Annotated in this window: 19 protein-coding genes and 1 other annotated feature; of the genes, 18 read left to right on the top strand and 1 reads right to left on the bottom strand. The window is 41.8% G+C overall.

Annotated features, from left to right (window positions below):
- Positions 1-19: 19 nt before the first annotated feature.
- From radC to pheA, 16 genes are all read left to right on the top strand, one after another.
- Positions 20-709 carry a RadC family protein gene (gene radC, locus AC4E8C_RS17575; RefSeq protein WP_490207952.1) on the top strand — a complete coding sequence of 230 codons (690 nt, stop codon included), beginning with the start codon at positions 20-22 and terminating at the stop codon, positions 707-709.
- A gap of 165 nt (positions 710-874) precedes the next feature.
- Entirely contained in the window at positions 875-1,894 is a 1,020-nt protein-coding gene (locus tag AC4E8C_RS17570) for a rod shape-determining protein (protein WP_490207951.1), read from the top strand.
- An 83-nt stretch (positions 1,895-1,977) separates the two neighbouring features.
- Positions 1,978-2,856: a rod shape-determining protein MreC gene (mreC, locus tag AC4E8C_RS17565; RefSeq protein ID WP_490207950.1), complete on the top strand. Its 879-nt coding sequence runs from the start codon at positions 1,978-1,980 to the stop codon at positions 2,854-2,856.
- Positions 2,856-3,374: a rod shape-determining protein MreD gene (gene mreD, locus AC4E8C_RS17560; protein ID WP_490207949.1), complete on the top strand. Its 519-nt coding sequence runs from the start codon at positions 2,856-2,858 to the stop codon at positions 3,372-3,374. The genes mreC and mreD overlap by 1 nt, the downstream gene beginning before the upstream one ends.
- 172 nt (positions 3,375-3,546) lie before the next feature.
- Positions 3,547-4,227 (top strand): septum site-determining protein MinC, encoded by a 681-nt coding sequence (gene minC / locus AC4E8C_RS17555; protein ID WP_490207948.1) that lies wholly within the window; start codon positions 3,547-3,549, stop codon positions 4,225-4,227.
- A 1-nt stretch (position 4,228) separates the two neighbouring features.
- On the top strand, positions 4,229-5,032 hold the full coding sequence (minD, locus tag AC4E8C_RS17550) for a septum site-determining protein MinD (RefSeq protein ID WP_490207947.1): 804 nt from the start codon (positions 4,229-4,231) through the stop codon (positions 5,030-5,032).
- Positions 5,033-5,139: 107 nt separating this feature from the next.
- Entirely contained in the window at positions 5,140-5,934 is a 795-nt protein-coding gene (locus tag AC4E8C_RS17545) for a peptidoglycan DD-metalloendopeptidase family protein (protein ID WP_490207946.1), read from the top strand.
- Positions 5,927-6,793, top strand: a complete 867-nt coding sequence (locus AC4E8C_RS17540; protein ID WP_490207945.1) for a M50 family metallopeptidase — start codon at positions 5,927-5,929, stop codon at positions 6,791-6,793. Before AC4E8C_RS17545 ends, AC4E8C_RS17540 begins: the two co-directional genes overlap by 8 nt.
- A 45-nt stretch (positions 6,794-6,838) precedes the next feature.
- Entirely contained in the window at positions 6,839-8,302 is a 1,464-nt protein-coding gene (locus tag AC4E8C_RS17535) for an Rne/Rng family ribonuclease (RefSeq protein ID WP_490207944.1), read from the top strand.
- Between the two features lie 66 nt (positions 8,303-8,368).
- Positions 8,369-8,453, top strand: a sequence feature (ribosomal protein L21 leader region).
- A 14-nt stretch (positions 8,454-8,467) separates the two neighbouring features.
- Complete coding sequence (gene rplU, locus AC4E8C_RS17530) at positions 8,468-8,776, top strand: 50S ribosomal protein L21 (protein WP_490207943.1); 309 nt, start codon at positions 8,468-8,470, stop codon at positions 8,774-8,776.
- A 16-nt stretch (positions 8,777-8,792) separates the two neighbouring features.
- Positions 8,793-9,134, top strand: a complete 342-nt coding sequence (locus AC4E8C_RS17525; RefSeq protein WP_490207942.1) for a ribosomal-processing cysteine protease Prp — start codon at positions 8,793-8,795, stop codon at positions 9,132-9,134.
- Position 9,135: 1 nt separating this feature from the next.
- Positions 9,136-9,429: a 50S ribosomal protein L27 gene (rpmA, locus tag AC4E8C_RS17520; RefSeq protein ID WP_101652028.1), complete on the top strand. Its 294-nt coding sequence runs from the start codon at positions 9,136-9,138 to the stop codon at positions 9,427-9,429.
- Between the two features lie 216 nt (positions 9,430-9,645).
- Positions 9,646-10,176 carry a Spo0B C-terminal domain-containing protein gene (locus AC4E8C_RS17515; RefSeq protein WP_490207941.1) on the top strand — a complete coding sequence of 177 codons (531 nt, stop codon included), beginning with the start codon at positions 9,646-9,648 and terminating at the stop codon, positions 10,174-10,176.
- Between the two features lie 37 nt (positions 10,177-10,213).
- A complete protein-coding gene (obgE, locus tag AC4E8C_RS17510; protein WP_490207940.1) occupies positions 10,214-11,503 on the top strand; it encodes a GTPase ObgE in 1,290 nt (429 codons plus the stop codon).
- 80 nt (positions 11,504-11,583) lie between these two features.
- Positions 11,584-12,033 (top strand): ACT domain-containing protein, encoded by a 450-nt coding sequence (locus AC4E8C_RS17505; RefSeq protein WP_490207939.1) that lies wholly within the window; start codon positions 11,584-11,586, stop codon positions 12,031-12,033.
- A 132-nt stretch (positions 12,034-12,165) separates the two neighbouring features.
- On the top strand, positions 12,166-13,020 hold the full coding sequence (gene pheA / locus AC4E8C_RS17500; RefSeq protein WP_490207938.1) for a prephenate dehydratase: 855 nt from the start codon (positions 12,166-12,168) through the stop codon (positions 13,018-13,020).
- Between the two features lie 332 nt (positions 13,021-13,352).
- Here pheA and AC4E8C_RS17495 read toward each other — a convergent pair whose 3' ends face one another.
- On the bottom strand, positions 13,353-13,886 hold the full coding sequence (locus AC4E8C_RS17495; RefSeq protein ID WP_490207937.1) for a transcription repressor NadR: 534 nt from the start codon (positions 13,884-13,886) through the stop codon (positions 13,353-13,355).
- Between the two features lie 213 nt (positions 13,887-14,099).
- Here AC4E8C_RS17495 and safA point away from each other — a divergent pair, with 213 nt between their 5' ends.
- A complete protein-coding gene (gene safA / locus AC4E8C_RS17490) occupies positions 14,100-16,064 on the top strand; it encodes a SafA/ExsA family spore coat assembly protein (protein WP_490207936.1) in 1,965 nt (654 codons plus the stop codon).
- The gene (locus AC4E8C_RS17485; RefSeq protein WP_490207935.1) at positions 16,051-17,040 is read left to right on the top strand and encodes a phosphotransferase; all 990 of its coding nucleotides are present in this window, start codon (positions 16,051-16,053) and stop codon (positions 17,038-17,040) included. The genes safA and AC4E8C_RS17485 overlap by 14 nt, the downstream gene beginning before the upstream one ends.
- Positions 17,041-17,118: the final 78 nt, after the last annotated feature.

The following is a 17,118-nucleotide window of genomic DNA, read 5'->3' as shown; positions in this document are numbered from 1 at the left end:
TAAAAAGGGAGGAAACAAAGTGTCAACCAATACATTGATGATCCGTGATTTTCCACAAGATGAACGGCCGAGAGAGCGATTTATCCATCATGGCCCGCAAAGCTTATCAAACCATGAATTAATCGCGATTTTGCTCAGGACCGGAACGAAGGATGAATCGGTGCTGCAATTATCGAATCGACTGCTTACCCATTTTGAAGGGCTTAGAGAGCTGAAAAACGCCACTCTAGAAGAAATGACAGAGATCAAAGGAATTGGATCAGCTAAGGCCATTCAAATTCTGGCAGCGGTCGAAATTGGCAGGAGAATTGCCAACAGTAATAATACCGACCGCTATGTGATCCGCTCACCAGAAGACGGTGCCAAGTATGTCATGAACGATATGCGCTTTCTCACCCAAGAGCATTTTGTCTGTTTGTATTTAAACACGAAAAATCAAGTCATCCACAAACAAACGATTTTTATCGGAAGCTTAAATGCCTCCATAGTACATCCTAGGGAGGTCTATCGTGAGGCTTTGAAGCGTTCCGCCGCCTCCATCATTGCCCTGCATAATCACCCCTCCGGAGACCCGACTCCGAGCCGCGAGGACATTGAGGTGACCAAAAGGCTAGTCGAGTGCGGAAAGATTATTGGTATCGACCTTCTCGACCACCTGATCATCGGGGAAAATAAATTTGTATCTCTAAAGGAAAAAGGGTATTTATAACACTAGGATATTATTTGACGTTGAGCTATAATATTGGGTATGATTTTTTAGGATTGATTTTAATATTGCTATATTTAATTAGTACGAAAATAGACATGATAATTAAGGTGATTAACCTGCCTATAGCATTTGTGCATTTCGTATCAGAAAGGGAGATACAACATTATGTTTGGAATAAGACCTCGAGATCTTGGAATTGACTTAGGGACAGCTAACACGCTTGTCTTTGTAAAAGGAAAGGGAATTGTATTGCGTGAACCATCAGTGGTAGCCATGCAAACAGATACAAAAAATATTGTGGCAGTGGGGAACGATGCCAAGAATATGATTGGACGGACACCAGGAAATGTCATCGCCATGAGACCGATGAAGGATGGTGTCATTGCTGATTTTGAAATTACGGCAGCCATGATGAAATACCACATCAAACAAGCCCAGAAAAGTTCTCTTTTTTCCGGCAAGCCATATGTAATGGTTTGTGTTCCATCCGGCATCACAGCGGTGGAAGAGAGAGCGGTCATTGATGCAACAAGACAAGCTGGGGCAAAGGATGCCTATACGATTGAGGAGCCGTTTGCGGCCGCAATTGGCGCTAATTTACCTGTGTGGGAGCCGACCGGCAGTATGGTGGTGGATATAGGCGGCGGAACGACTGAAGTAGCGATTATTTCTTTAGGCGGGATCGTCACAAGTCAATCGATTCGCGTAGCCGGGGATGAAATGGACGAGTCGATTATTTCCTACATCCGCAAAAATTATAATTTAATGATTGGAGAACGGACCGCTGAAACCATTAAAATGGAAATTGGCTCTGCCGGAATCCCTGAAGGAATTGACAATATGGAGATTCGCGGACGTGATCTCTTGACAGGTCTGCCAAAGACAATAGAAATCACGGCCAAAGAAATTGCGACCGCCTTAAACGATACGGTTTCTGCGATTGTTGATGCTGTAAAAAATACACTCGAAAAAACACCGCCAGAACTTGCTGCCGATATCATGGACCGCGGCATTGTTTTAACGGGTGGAGGCGCACTGCTTCGCAATTTGGACAGGGTGATTAGTGAAGAAACAAAAATGCCTGTTTTAATTGCGGAAAACCCGCTTGATTGCGTGGCCATTGGTACGGGTAATGCCTTAGACCATATCAATTTATTCAAAAACAGAGCGAAGGATTCACGTTAATTAGGCTGCTGTTTAATAGGACGAGCTAGACAGTAATTAAAATTTAGAGATTTGTAATTTTAGAAAAATAGAGGTGTATAATCATGCCACAGTTCTTTTTGAATAAACGACTGATTGTTTTGCTTGTCAGCATTATTGTTCTCGTGGCATTGATTGGGTTTTCTTTAAGGGAGAGAGATAAACTAACTTGGCCGGAGCAATTTGTGAAAGATACAACCGGCTGGGTTCAATCCCTGGTTTCAAAGCCGTCCAACTATGTGGCAGGCTTTTTTGAAAATCTCCAGGACTTAACAAATACATACGAAGAGAATAAAGAATTAAAATCGCGAATCGAAAATGTAGCCAGCCTTGAAGCACAGGTTCAAGAGTTGAAAAAGGACAATAAAGAATTGCGTGACGTTCTCGGTGAAAAAAAGACCCTGCGAGATTTTGAACCACTTCCAGCTACTGTGATTGGTAGAAACCCTGATCGTTGGCATGAAATGATTATTATCGACAAAGGAAAATTAAACGGTATTGAAAAAAATATGGCTGTTGTCACAGCGAACGGCCTGATTGGAAAAGTAAAGAATGTTACACAATTTAGTTCTACTGTTCAGTTATTAAGCTCCATGGATCCAAAAAACCGGGTTTCGGCGATTGTCCAAGGAGACACAGACGTCTATGGACTTGTGGAAGGCTATGATAATGAGAAAAAATTATTGATGGTCAAGGCCATTCCATCTGGTGCGAAAATTGTAAAAGGTCAGACCGTCATCACCTCAGGATTAGGCGATGTCTTCCCAAAAGGGCTTATGATAGGGAAAGTAGTAGAAGTGAAGCAGGATCAATATGGACTAAATCTAACAGCACTCGTCAAACCTGGGGCAGACTTTTATGATATTAAAACAGTCATGGTTACAAAGAGAATTATGGCCCAGCCTGCTGATAGTAAAGTAACCGATGGGAAGGAGGAGGAATAATGAAAAAATTCCTTCTTCCTCTTTTGTTTCTGTTTTTATTTATCTTGGAAAGTTTGTTTGTTCAGTATGTACCCGCAGACATGTTAGGACATAATCGAATCCTCGCGCCCCATTTTCTATTTGCGGCCCTATTGCTTCTAACTATTTATGTTAGTCGGAAACAAGGTATAATTTATGCGGCGATTTTTGGTCTTTTGTTTGATATTGTCTATATTGAAATAATCGGTATATACTTTTTCCTTTTTCCGTTTGTTGCCTATTTGGCAGCCAAGCTAATGAATATCATTCAATTAAATATTATTGTTGCCTTCCTAGTCTCCTTACTTGGGGTTGCCCTATTAGAAGTGGGAGCCTATGAAATGGATCATTTAATTCATATCACCAGCCTTGATTTTAAGAGTTTTCTTGATCTGCGTTTTTATCCAACGTTGATGATAAATGCCATCTTCATTTTAATTACAGTCTATCCTTTAAAGCGGCTATTCGAAAAGCATGCGGAAGGGCTAAGAGACGAATGATGTGAGCCGCAGTTCCCCGATAGCTTTTCTTTTAAAAAAAAAGGAGAATGGACGCATCGTGTCGAATTTTTAATAAATGTCTGTTTTTCATTCGGAAAAGGTCTGCAAGCAAGCATCCAACTTGCTAAACAGGTTCCGAAATTGTTTTTTTATTATGAGGTGAAAATTCTCCATGAAAAAGCGTCAAAATGTTACAATAAAAGGAACGAAGGAAGGTCTTGTCCTTCATCTTGATGATACATGTTCTTACACGGAACTTAAAAAAGAACTGGATCAAAAGCTTTCCGTTAACGCCCGGACACAAGAAGATCGGAATGTCATTTCCGTCAAAGTGGATGTGGGCAACCGTTATTTAACGGACGAGCAGCGGGAAGAATTAAAAAGTTTAATTCGGCAAAAAAAGAATCTAGTGGTCGATGATATTGTTTCAAATGTCGTCACCAAGGAAGAAGCGGCACGGCTAAAGGCTGAAAATGAGGTCCTGACCGTCACTAGAATCATTCGTTCTGGACAAGTCCTAGAAGCGCGCGGGGATCTGCTATTGATCGGAGATGTCAATCCAGGCGGAACCGTCATTGCCGGCGGTAATATTTTTATTATGGGAGCCTTAAAAGGAATGGCACATGCTGGCTGTTTTGGAAACGAGGAAGCCGTCATTGCGGCCTCCAGTATGAAACCATCGCAGCTTAGGATTAGTGATCATATAAATCGAGCCCCAGATATAGTCGAAAACAATGAAAAACGGGAAATGGAATGTGCTTACATAGATGATGACCAAAAAATCATTGTTGATAGATTACAAGTTTTAATACATTTAAGACCTAATTTAAACAGATTCGAAGGGGGACTTTAAGGTGGGAGAGGCAATTGTAATAACATCCGGTAAGGGCGGAGTAGGGAAAACGACAACTTCTGCTAATATTGGGACTTCTTTAGCCCTTCAAGGTAAAAAAGTATGCTTAGTAGATACTGACATCGGTCTTCGAAATTTGGATGTCGTCATGGGACTAGAAAACAGGATCATTTATGATCTTGTCGATGTCGTGGAAAAAAGATGTAAAATTCATCAAGCCTTAGTCAAGGACAAACGCTTTGATGGTTTATTGTATCTGCTGCCGGCAGCCCAGACGGTTGATAAATCAGCGGTTAAGCCTGAACAGATGAAAGAACTGATAACTGAGTTAAAACAAGACTATGATTATATTATTATTGATTGTCCTGCAGGAATTGAGCAGGGCTTTCAAAACGCTACTGCCGGTGCTGACAGGGCCATTGTAGTAACAACTCCTGAAGTCTCAGCTGTCCGTGATGCCGATCGAATCATTGGTTTGCTAGAAAAACAAAAGAATATGGAAGCCCCCAAATTAGTCGTGAACCGTATTCGCAATCATATGATGAAAAGCGGTGATATGCTGGATATCGACGAAATCACCCAGCATTTATCAATTGAACTGATTGGGATTGTCGCTGACGATGAAGAAGTTATTAAAGCCTCCAACCATGGTGAGCCGATTGCCTTAAATCCAAATAGCAAAGCATCCATTGCGTATCGGAATATTGCGAGGAGAATTCTTGGTGAATCTATTCCCCTGCAGCCTCTAGAGGAAGCAAACAAAGGTGTTTTCACAAAACTTAAGAAGTTTTTTGGTGTTCGATAATAGAGCAGCCTGTCCTAACACGTAGGACAGGCTTTTTTTAATGTTAAGTCATACTCTTTCTTTTTCACTCATAGACTTGTACAAAAAGTGGGAAAAGGGTTGATGATATGGCGCGGTCTACACCGGAAGAAATACGGCGGCGAATCGCCAAAAGGAAAAAGGAACAAGGGGCACAGACTACAAGTACGGAACGAAGATTAGCTTGGCCGGGTAATGATGATGATGAGCACTATGACTTCCATTCGATTCGTCCGTCTAATCATTCAAATGATGATGGCGGGCACCCCTTATTCAAAAAAGAAGTATTCTTTTTCAAAATCTTAGCGTCGGTCCTCTTGTTCTTGGTTGTGGCTATTTTGTTTCGCAACCAATCGGCGACCTTTGCGCCGGCTCGGGATTTCGTGACAAGTCAAATGGACAAGGATTTTAAGTTTGCTACAGTGTCTAATTGGTACGAAGACAAATTTGGCAAACCACTGGCTCTGCTGCCATTTTCCAGTGAGGATCAAGCAGGCAAAAAAGAGATGGTGCAAAATCAGAACTTTTCCGTTCCAGCGATGGGAAAGATAACCGAAAACTTTGAAAAAAATGGCCAGGGTATCATGATTGAAACAGGTAAAGGGGCGGCAGTCCAAACCATTAACGACGGCTTAGTCACGTTTGCCGGCGTCAAAGAAGGCATCGGAAAAACGGTGATTATTCAGCACTCTGATGAATCGGAAACCTGGTACGGAAATTTGGAAGATATTAAAGTGAAATTATACGATTATATTGATAAAAGAACAGTAGTTGGGACTGTCTCCGCCTCAACCAACGAAGATAAATCCAAAGGCCAATACTATTTTGCCATTAAAAAAGGCGATGACTTTATTGACCCGATTCAGGTGATTCGCTTTGAATAGAGCGATTACACTTTTACGTCATGTTTATATCCATCCATTGTTGTGGATTGTTATTGCCATATCAATTGCGACAGCGCATTTCCTGGAAGTTTGTCTGCTGCTTGGGATCATTTTTATACATGAGATGGGGCATGCTGCAGCGGCTTCTTTTTTTTCATGGCGGATTAAAAAAATTACCCTTCTCCCGTTTGGCGGGGTGGCTGAAATGGATGAGCATGGAAATCGGCCCCTAAAGGAAGAGACCATTGTGGTCCTTGCCGGGCCGCTTCAACATGTATGGATGGTGGCACTTGCCTATCTGTTATTCTCTTTCCAAATAGTGCCTGAAGATTTATTTACCCTGTTTATCCATTACAACGTTATGATCTTTCTGTTCAATCTATTTCCTATGTGGCCGCTTGATGGCGGCAAGCTCGTCTTCTTACTGCTCTCATTAAAAAAATCGTTTCCAAGTGCGCATCGCCAGACCTTATTGATTTCATTTTTTTGTTTAAGTGTGTTCTCCATTATTATTTTGCTGACCGCACCTTCGCATCTGAATGTATGGGTGGTGATCGCCTTTTTGCTTTTTTCACTCTACCATGAATGGAAGCAGCGGCGGTTTATTTTTATGAGATTTTTATTAGAGCGTTACTATGGAAAAAAATCGAATTTGGATGTGTTAAAACCGATACAGGCGGATGAACAGGAGCTGCTGATTCACGTATTAGAAAAATTTCAACGTGGCTGCAAGCATCCGATCATTGTCGAGGCGGGCGGTAAAGAAACAGGCACATTGGATGAAAACGAGCTGCTGCATGCTTACTTTACCGAGAAACGGCTTACCGATAAAATCAGTGACCTTCTCTTTTCCTATTAATTCGCTATAATAGAACCATCTAGGAAAAAAGTGAGGAAGCATGGTTTGGAAACATTAATTGTAAATTACACAGCACGGGAAAAACGATTTGCCTACCTGCGGGACAACCGTGTTGAACATATTGTCATGGACCGACCAGAACATCGTTCGCTGGTCGGTAATATTTATTATGGGACCGTAACTAAGGTATTACCAGGGATGAATGCGGCCTTTATTGACATAGGTGAGGGGAAACATGCCTATCTGCACCGCGACGTTCTCCCGGCCTATGTTTTAGCTGCGGATAAACAAAAGAATATTTCTTCTTATGTTCATCAAGGTGAAAAAATGCTAGTTCAAGTCGATAAGGATGCGACGGGCACCAAAGGTCCAAAAGTGACGGGCGTTATTGAAATTCAGGGGAGTCAGCTTATTTATATGCCCCAGGGACGCTACGTGGCTGTTTCAAAAAGGATAGCTGCCGAATCGAAAAAAACAGCGCTTCGTCAAATTGGAAACCGGTTGAAGACGGAAGAGGAAGGCCTCATTTTTCGAACGTCTGCCATCTACAGTGATGAAAATGAAATTCTTGCTGAGCTGACTAGTTTGCGGGAGCAATATCAAGAGCTGTTGCAAAAAACAGTCTCGTTAAAAAAGCCTGGGATCATTTTTCAAAAAGATACGTTTATTGAAATGATTATGGAACATGTGAGCAGAATGAAGTCTGGTGAAGTGATCGTGGACGATGCTGCGGTCAAGAAAATACTTGAGCCCGTTAATGCAAAAGTGAGGGTTACCTATTACCATGCTAAAGAGAATATTTTTTCTGCCCATCAAGTGGAGCATGAAATTGACAAAGCTCTAAAACGGATTGTATGGCTTGATAAAGGGGCATACCTTATTTTTGATGAAACGGAAGCTCTGACGATTATTGATGTGAATACAGGGAAATTTTCAGGCAAGGCGGATTATCAGGATACCGTCCTGAAAACGAATCAGCTGGCCGCTAAGGAAATTGTCCGGCAGCTTCGTCTTCGTGATATTGGCGGGATTGTTCTGATTGATTTTATTGATATGAAACGTGATCAGGACAAGCAGGCGGTTCTTGATACGGTGGAGCGTGAATTGAGTAAAGATGAGAAGCGGACGAAGCTGATTGGGTTTACACCGCTTGGCATCCTGCAGCTGACAAGGAAGAAGACAAAGGTTACCCTGTCAGAGGCTCTGCAGGTGAAATGTCCGGTCTGCGAGGGGACAGGGCGCATCCTTAGTGCAGAGACGATTGCCTTTCGGCTGGAGAGAGAGCTGTTAGAGCACCGCCATGCCGATTTCGACGCCATCCTTATTGAGACTACGACTGAAGTGAAAGAGGCACTATTAGGAACAAATGAAGCCCATAGAGAGGTGCTGGAAGATCTTCTTCATTTAAAGCTTTATTTTTCGATAACCTCTACGGCTAAGCCTTATTATTTATTGAAGCAATTTGGTGATGATGAGGAGATTTCGCAAAAAGAGTCGACTGTTTTGTGATTTGCCTAAGTTTTTATTGACACATTCGCTAAAATTATGTATGATTTTAATGTTATGTTTGTAGCACCCGTGCTACAACCGCACAGAACAGGTACTAAGCTTTTGCGTTCTTTGCGCAAGACGCCTGTGTATGGCGAGTCTGAGTCTATTAAGGAGGTGCAGTTCATGTACGCAATTATCGAAACTGGCGGGAAACAAATTAAAGTCGAAGAAGGCCAAGCTATCTACATTGAAAAATTAGATGTTGAAGCTGGTGAAACAGTTACTTTTGACAAGGTTCTTTTCGTTGGCGGTGAAAATGTAAAAGTAGGAAGCCCTGTTGTTGAAGGTGCTACTGTTACAGCTAAAGTTGAAAAACAAGGCCGTCAAAAGAAAATCATTGTTTTCAAGTACAAAGCGAAGAAAAACAACCGTAAGAAGCAAGGTCATCGTCAACCTTACACTAAAGTAGTCATCGAAAAAATCAACGCGTAAGGTGCCTGAGTCCTAGATGATTAATGTTACGATTACTCGTATCGAATCCGGATTTATTCATTCGTTTAAAATAAGTGGTCATGCCTTTTTTGCTGATCGAGGCAAGGATATTGTCTGTGCAGGCGCATCCGCTGTCTCTATCGGTGCAATTAATGCGGTACATGCTTTAACAGGCGTTACACCCGTGATTGAGCAAGGAGATGGCTTTCTCCGCTGTGTCATTCCTGATCATCTCAGGGAAGATATATTTGAGAAAGTGCAGCTTCTTCTTGAAGGGATGATTATTTCATTACAAACGATAGAAGAAGAATACGGAAGTCACATAAAAATAACCTTCAAAAAGCAGGAGGTGGAATAACATGTTATTAAAATTAGATCTTCAGTTGTTTGCATCTAAAAAGGGAGTAGGTTCTACAAAGAACGGACGTGACTCTATCGCAAAGCGCCTTGGTGCTAAGCGTGCAGATGGTCAATTCGTAACTGGTGGTTCAATCCTTTACCGTCAACGCGGTACAAAGATTTATCCAGGTGAAAACGTAGGCCGTGGCGGAGACGACACTCTATTTGCTAAAATCGACGGCGTTGTGAAATTTGAACGTTTAGGTCGTGACCGTAAACAAGTAAGTGTTTATCCAGTAGCTCAAGAAGCTTAAAGTTAACATCAAAAGGAAACTCTAACCTGTTTGGTTAGAGTTTTCTTTTTGAATAGCGAATGTGTACCTTCGATTTATACTCCAGGGAAACTACTTCGTAAAAGCTCACTTTTGCCTCTAAAACCAACTCAATTGTTAAAATTAGCTTACTCACCAAAGTTTTTTTGATATACTTACAGCAAACAGTGTCCAACACTTTAATGTGGGAGTGTATGTATGGGGAAAGAATGGGATATCGTCGAGGTGCTTCGGCACTCACGGCATGATTGGTTAAACAAGCTGCAGTTAATAAAAGGGAACTTGGATTTAAATCGGATTGACCGAGCTAAACAAGTCATTGATGAAATTGTAATCGAATCTCAGCATGAGACAAAGCTTTCAAATTTACATATGCCCTTGTTTGCTGCGCTGCTCCTAAGATCTAATTGGGAAAATTATTCCTTTAAACTAGAATATGAAGTACTTCTTGACCCTGAATCGGTCATGGTGGATGATGTGATCATGACAAATTGGACAACCTCCTTTTTTTCATGTTTGCATCAAGCCATTGAGCAGTTTCAAGAGAATAATTTATCGATTACCATTGAACCGCAATCAAATGGTGTTCGTTTCTTTTTTGATTTTAGCGGGATAATAATAAAAAAGGAACTGATTGATGCATTTCTTACAAAGTCGTCAATCGACGTGCTGGTGAAGGAGTTCTTGGAAAACGAATTCACCTTAGAGGTGTTTATTCCTGCCCATTAAATTTTTTAGTTCATATATGTAAGACTGGAGGAATTAGATGTTTGTCGATCAAGTCAAAATTTATGTAAAAGGCGGAGACGGCGGCAATGGTATGGTCGCGTTTCGTCGTGAAAAATATGTTCCAAATGGTGGTCCGGCCGGCGGAGACGGCGGTAAGGGCGCTAATGTTGTGTTCGAAGTGAACGAAGGTTTGCGGACTTTAATGGATTTTCGTTATCAGCGCCATTTTAAAGCACCACGCGGAGAGCATGGTATGTCAAAGGGCATGCACGGTCGCGGCTCACACGACATGATTGTTAAGGTGCCGCCCGGTACCGTCGTAATGGATGCAGAAACGAATGAGGTTATTGCTGATTTAGTCGAGCACGGACAGCAGGCTATTATTGCTAAAGGCGGTCGAGGCGGCCGAGGCAATACTCGGTTTGCCACACCTGCAAATCCAGCACCAGAGTTTGCTGAAAATGGTGAACCTGGTCAAGAACGTGATGTTATTCTTGAATTAAAATTGCTCGCTGATGTCGGTCTTGTTGGATTTCCAAGTGTCGGAAAATCAACTTTGTTATCAGTTGTTTCATCAGCAAAGCCTAAAATTGCAGACTACCACTTTACGACGATTGTGCCAAACCTTGGTATGGTCGAAACGGAAGATGGCCGAAGCTTTGTTATGGCCGATCTGCCGGGATTAATTGAAGGGGCTAGCGAAGGCGTTGGCCTTGGTCATCAATTTTTACGGCATATTGAACGAACAAGAGTCATTGTCCATGTGATTGATATGGCGGGAATAGAAGGCAGAGACCCATTTGAGGATTATCTGACCATTAATAAAGAATTAAAAGAGTATAACTTGCGGTTGACAGAGCGTCCGCAAATTATTGTCGCCAATAAAATGGATATGCCTGATGCGGAAGAAAACTTGAAAAAGTTTAAAGAACAGCTGGAAGAAGATTTCCCTATCTTCCCAATTTCTGCTTTATCTCGTAAAGGATTACGCGAATTATTATATGCGGTTGCCGATAAAATTGAGGAAACTCCTGAATTTCCGCTTGAGCATGAAGAAGAGGAAACCGGTGTTCATCGTGTATTATATAAACATGAGGCAGACCCTGATGCGTTTACCATTACAAGAGATCCGGACGGCTCTTTTGTTCTTAGCGGCGAAAAGTTAGAAAGATTGTTTAAGATGACTGATTTTTCAAGAGAAGAATCTGTTCGCCGATTCTCACGTCAGCTGCGTGGTTTTGGGGTAGATGATGCCTTAAGACAGCGGGGCGCAAAAGATGGGGATATCGTCAAATTAATGGAATTTGAATTTGAGTTTATTGAGTAGTCAAAAGGGCGGGGTGCCGACTAGCGAATAATCTACTTATACGCCTGTTACGTTTTTTTAGAGATCGAGGTAGAGTGTAAATGGATAATTTTGATAAAAAATTTTATTTGGTCCGTGAGGATGTTTTGCCGGAAGCGATGAAGAAAACGCTTGAAGTAAAGGAAATGCTCGAAAGGGGAAAGGCGGAATCAATTGCGGATGCCGTTCTTAAAGTGGATTTGAGCAGAAGTGCCTTTTATAAATACAGAGACACGGTGTTTCCTTTTTCAACCATTCAAAAGGAGAAAATCATCTCCTTATTCTTTCATTTGGAGGATCGCTCTGGTACATTGTCATGCTTGTTAAGTGTGGTGGCGGGGTCAGGCTGTAATGTCCTGACCATTCACCAAACAATACCGCTTCAAGGCAGGGCCAATGTGACATTATCTTTAAACACATCGAATATCACTACAAAGCTCGATGATTTACTTGTGGAATTAAGAAAACTTGAATTTGTCGAGAAGGTAGAAGTGCTGGGAACAGGTGCATAGCGGTGAGAATCCGCTTAGCCTGCTCTCAGCTTTCTTTTTAAGAAAAGCCGACGTACACTGACTGGCGGCATATGGCCTGGAGCTCGACATTTATCAAAGTCAAAATTTTTAAAAAAGGGGAGTGGGGAAGAAATGAAAGTGGGTTATTTAGGTCCCAAAGCAACATTTACAGAATTGGCAGTGAGTAAAGTTTTTCAAGGATATGAACAGGTACCGTTTCAAACTATTCCTGAAAGTATGGATGCCATAGGTGACCATAAGGTAGATTTAGCTGTGGTTCCAGTTGAAAATGCCCTTGAAGGTTCCGTCAACATTACGCTTGATTATTTAACTCACGTTGTGCAAATTCCAATCGTGGGAGAAATTACACTCCCTATCAAGCAGCATTTAATGGTCCATCCGGATAACAAGGATAACTGGGGGAAGGTAAGCAAGGTATATAGTCATTCCCATGCGATCGCCCAGTGCCATAAATTTTTACATAATCATTTTAAAGGTGTTCCAATTGAAAGTGTTTATTCTACCGCTGCGGCAGCGAAAATGGTGATGGAACAGCCGGATCAAAACGTCGCAGCCATTGCGAATGAACTAGCTGCAAAAGAATATGGTTTGACCATTGTGCAAAAGAATATTCATGATTTTGACTATAACCATACAAGCTTTTTTGTTTTATCGGAGAATGATTTTGATTTTGAAGCCATCAGCGGTTCATCTCGCTATAAAACCACATTGATGATCACACTGCCTTCAGACCAAGCTGGTGCCCTTCATCAAGTGTTATCTGCTTTTGCCTGGAGGAAATTAAACCTTTCTAAAATTGAATCACGGCCGATGAAGACAGGTATTGGTAATTATTTTTTCATTATCGATCTTGAAATGAAGCTAGATGACGTATTAATTCCGGGGGCGATTGCCGAGTTAGAAGCACTTGGCTGCGGCGTAAGAGTTTTAGGAAGCTATCCTTCTACGATGGTGAATCTGGATTAATTGTGCCCGCCCAACTGATTTTTTAGAGGTGCACGGTCACAAAAAAAGATAATTCTGCCCGTCGAGTCGATTTTTAGAGGTGGACGGTCACAAAAAAAGGTAATTCTGCCCGCCAAGTCGATTCTTAGAGGTGGGACGGTCACAAAAAAAGATAATTGTGCCCGGCCAGTCGATTTTTAAAGGTGGACGGTCACAAAAAAAGATACTTATGCCCTTCAACCCGATTTTTAAGAGATGCACGGTCATAAAAAAAGATACTTATGCCCGCCTGTAACGTTTTAGGATGAGTTTCGGGCAAAAAAATGACCTGGAATTGCTCCAGGTCATTTTCCTTATTCAATCAAAATTCCTTCTGTCTTTAGTGAGGCCTCTGCTTTATCAAGTGCTGCTTCACTAGAGGCGGAAAGAGTATGTAAATGATAGCCGCCGGTTAACTCTGATAATAACGAAGCCTTAGTCGTTTGCAGCCTTTTTAAAAATTGCTTTACTTCCTGGCGATTGGACACCATAATAGAGGCGGTTAAATCTCCGTAAACCGCATGTTCAATTTTTACATCTTTAACTAAAACGCCATGATCGACTAGTAAATTGAGTTCTCTCTCTGTCTCCTTTGGGGTGTGTTGACAGGCAATCGTCCGCTCAAAAACTGGCATGTTCGAACTCTGTTTTAAATAAATATACCCTTGGCTAGTGGCAATAATCGGTTCACTTTTTGCTTTTAAGAGGGTGATATCTCCGACAATGACTTGTCTGCTTACATTCGTTTGCTCCGCTAATTCACTCCCTGTAATGGGGACAGGGCTTTCTTTAAGCAATTGCAAAATAAACTTTCTCCGATCTTCCCCAAGAATCTTTCTCTGTTCCATATGTAAAAAACGCTCCTCATTCGGTATGATACTTCATTTTATCATACAAAAAAATAAATTTAAAATTTGTCCTTATTGATATAGCAGCTCTTATTTGGACGGTTTACAAATCATATTTTTAGGAAAGCTAGCATAAGTTTTTTTGAAGAATGTTAGCACTTTGCCCATTTTCACATACACTATATGGACTTATGCCATAGGAGGGAAATCAGAGTGAAGATCCATATCGTACAGAAAGGGGATACTCTTTGGAAGATCGCCAAGAAGTACGGCGTGAATTTTGAAGAGCTGAAAAAGATGAATTCACAGCTCAGCAACCCTGATATGATTATGCCCGGAATGAAAATAAAAGTTCCAACGACAGGCGGTTCCATAAAAAAAGAAGTACCGCTTGGTTCTCACCCGGGAACGTCAATCAACTTAGGAGTCAAGAAAGAAAAGCCCATTGCTGAGCAACCGTTTGTTAAGGAGAAACCTGTTAAAGAAGTACCAATTAAAGAAGCACCAATTAAGGAGGCACCTATTAAAGAGGCGCCTATTAAAGAGGCACCTATTAAAGAAGCACCAATTAAAGCAGTACCTATTAAAGAAGCACCAATTAAAGCAGTACCTATTAAGGAAGTACCTATTAAAGAAGTACCTATTAAAGAAGTACCTATTAAAGAAGTACCAATCAAAGAGGTACCCATTAAGGAAGTACCTATTGCAAAGGAACAACCAATCAAAGAACAACCTATTAAAGAAACACCAAAAACACCTTATACTCCAAAAATGCCGCTGCAAATCATTCCAGAAATCGACATTAACAATTATTATACAACAAACATGACTAACATGGTCCCCCCACCAGCTAAAGAAATGCCAATAGAGACACCACCGCCGCCGCAGGATTATTGTGTCCCTGTGACACCTGTTATGCCTGGTCCTGGTTTCTGCCCGCCATTTGGTGGAGGAATTCCGATGCAGTCATTTATGCCATGTCCGCCAATGCCAATGCCATATCAGCCAATGACTGGGGCAGCTTTTGCACAACAGCCTGGTATGATTCATGGTACTCCTGGAATGGCACCACAAGTGGCAGGAGCATCCGTGATGCCAGCACAATTTTTCCATGATGAATCATCATCGTATATGCCGCAAATGCCTGTTATGAATCCGGCCTACGCTCCTGGAACCATGATGGGTGCACAAAATCCAGGATTCCAACAGTCAATGATGGATCCAGCGGCCTATGGTCAAATGCCAATGGGCTACGGCCAAATGCCGACAGGAACTGGTCAAATGCCAATGGGCTACGGAGAAATGCCGACAGGAACTGGCCAAATGCCAATGGGATATGGAGAAATGCCGACAGGGACAGGTCAAATGCCAATGGGCTACGGAGAAATGCCGACAGGGACAGGTCAAATGCCAATGGGCTACGGAGAAATGCCGACAGGGACAGGTCAAATGCCAATGGGCTACGGAGAAATGCCGACAGGAGCAGGTCAAATGCCAATGGGCTACGGAGAAATGCCGACAGGAGCAGGTCAAATGCCAGTGGGCTATGGCCAAATGCCAGGAGGTTATGGTCAAATGCCAATGGGATATGGCCAAATGCCGATAGGAACAGGTCAGATGCCAATGGGATATGATCAAATGCCAGCCGGTTATCATGGAAACCCTGGAACAACAGGTTTTCCGATGGCGGGGTCAGGAGGTGCGTATCCATCCCAAAATCCAGTTGAGATGAACCAGCCTATGTCTGGAATGCCTGGAATGATGTATGGAACACCTAGTATGGGCAATCCATATGGAATGGGAGGAACCGGTGGAACGCCTTACGGTTATCCACAAATGGGTGGTTCTGGACCACAAGTGATGGGCGTACAAGATTTTGAATCATCCGATTTAATGAATCCAGTTGCCGGCGGTCAAGTGCCGTTTATGCAAAGCTATCCAACACAAAGTATACCAACAAGTTCAGGTGGAGATTGTGGTTGTGGAGAGATGCAGCCAGCAGGAATGGTTCCAAATCCGGCGCCAACACCTTTTGTGCCGCCGACACCACCGATATATAGTGCCCCATATACGGGACCAGCTAATGTAGCACAACCACCATATATGAATCCATATGGTATGGGACCATCGGGCACCAATCCTTTCGGAATGCCGGGTTACCGTGATGAAAGCAATTAATAGACCCATCAACCAAACAGGAGACGATGATTTCTTTGATCGTCTCCTCTCTTATTTTCAGCTGCAATTTTATGAACCCATCCTCGAGCTGGTTCCAATAAGGTCATCCGTGTTTCTCCTTAAAACAGATCAAAATACTTACATGGTAAAAGGGTATCCCAACAATAAACGGCTTAGACTCCAAGAGGCTTTTACTGCAACACTAAAAAAAGAAGGATTTTCAAAAACCTATTTGTTTTTACAGCACCCTGTAAAAGAACAACTATTTTTTGAAGGCATCTACTATGGATGCATGGAATACATCCCTCCAAATAAGACAGCCTTTTCCTTCCATACTCATAAAAATCGTCAAGAAGGAATCGATCTGTTAGACCATTTCCACCAAACAACAGGAACATTTGAAAGCCGGTATCGAACCTTGCTCCCCAAAGGTCATCTAATGGCAAAATGGGCTGAGAGACTCCATATTTTTAAAAAGAATCTGCCCTTTTTACACTATTTTGTCAATGAACGATTACTCTCAGAAATGGTGGCTTGGGCAAACTGGTCGCTGAATGGTATGGAGAAAAAAAGAAGTTTTTTTCAAAAAGAACCATTTGTTATTCTTCACGGTGATGTTGCCCATCATAATTTTTTAAGGGACAGGAATGGAGATTTACATTTAATTGATTTTGACTTAATTAGTATTGGTCCGCCATCTTTTGATTATTTACAATATGCCAATCGTATTCTGCCCTATATGGAATGGTCATTTGAGAAGCTCGAAAGGTTGAAACAAATGCGAAATTATTTACAGGAAGATGCCTTTTTATATGCATTAGCCTATCCAGCTGATATTTTTCGTGAATGGAATCGGCTCATACGCGAAAAATCTTATAATGACCAAGTGAAATTACGACAAGTTCTGGATCTATCTGTTAATCAGTTTTACACACGGAAAAAATTTATTAAACAAGTACAGGAAAAAGTTAAATAATTTATGACCGAATGAAAACCTTTCGAAATTAACACCCTATAAACGAGCATGTAATTTTGCTCAAAGGATGTTACTCGA

This window comes from Neobacillus sp. SRL179, assembly GCF_984799095.1.
Note: the sequence above shows the minus strand (reverse complement) of the source record. Positions and strands in the feature narration are given on the sequence as shown.

Coding starts and splice junctions, on each gene's coding strand:
- AC4E8C_RS17545 (WP_490207946.1), top strand. CDS start 5,140: ATGGCGCGGTCTACACCGGAAGAAATACGGCGGCGAATCGCCAAAAGG.
- mreC (WP_490207950.1), top strand. CDS start 1,978: ATGCCACAGTTCTTTTTGAATAAACGACTGATTGTTTTGCTTGTCAGC.
- pheA (WP_490207938.1), top strand. CDS start 12,166: ATGAAAGTGGGTTATTTAGGTCCCAAAGCAACATTTACAGAATTGGCA.
- obgE (WP_490207940.1), top strand. CDS start 10,214: ATGTTTGTCGATCAAGTCAAAATTTATGTAAAAGGCGGAGACGGCGGC.
- AC4E8C_RS17495 (WP_490207937.1), bottom strand. CDS start 13,886: ATGGAACAGAGAAAGATTCTTGGGGAAGATCGGAGAAAGTTTATTTTG.
- mreD (WP_490207949.1), top strand. CDS start 2,856: ATGAAAAAATTCCTTCTTCCTCTTTTGTTTCTGTTTTTATTTATCTTG.
- rplU (WP_490207943.1), top strand. CDS start 8,468: ATGTACGCAATTATCGAAACTGGCGGGAAACAAATTAAAGTCGAAGAA.
- AC4E8C_RS17515 (WP_490207941.1), top strand. CDS start 9,646: ATGGGGAAAGAATGGGATATCGTCGAGGTGCTTCGGCACTCACGGCAT.
- AC4E8C_RS17505 (WP_490207939.1), top strand. CDS start 11,584: ATGGATAATTTTGATAAAAAATTTTATTTGGTCCGTGAGGATGTTTTG.
- AC4E8C_RS17570 (WP_490207951.1), top strand. CDS start 875: ATGTTTGGAATAAGACCTCGAGATCTTGGAATTGACTTAGGGACAGCT.
- rpmA (WP_101652028.1), top strand. CDS start 9,136: ATGTTATTAAAATTAGATCTTCAGTTGTTTGCATCTAAAAAGGGAGTA.
- AC4E8C_RS17525 (WP_490207942.1), top strand. CDS start 8,793: ATGATTAATGTTACGATTACTCGTATCGAATCCGGATTTATTCATTCG.
- AC4E8C_RS17485 (WP_490207935.1), top strand. CDS start 16,051: ATGAAAGCAATTAATAGACCCATCAACCAAACAGGAGACGATGATTTC.
- minC (WP_490207948.1), top strand. CDS start 3,547: ATGAAAAAGCGTCAAAATGTTACAATAAAAGGAACGAAGGAAGGTCTT.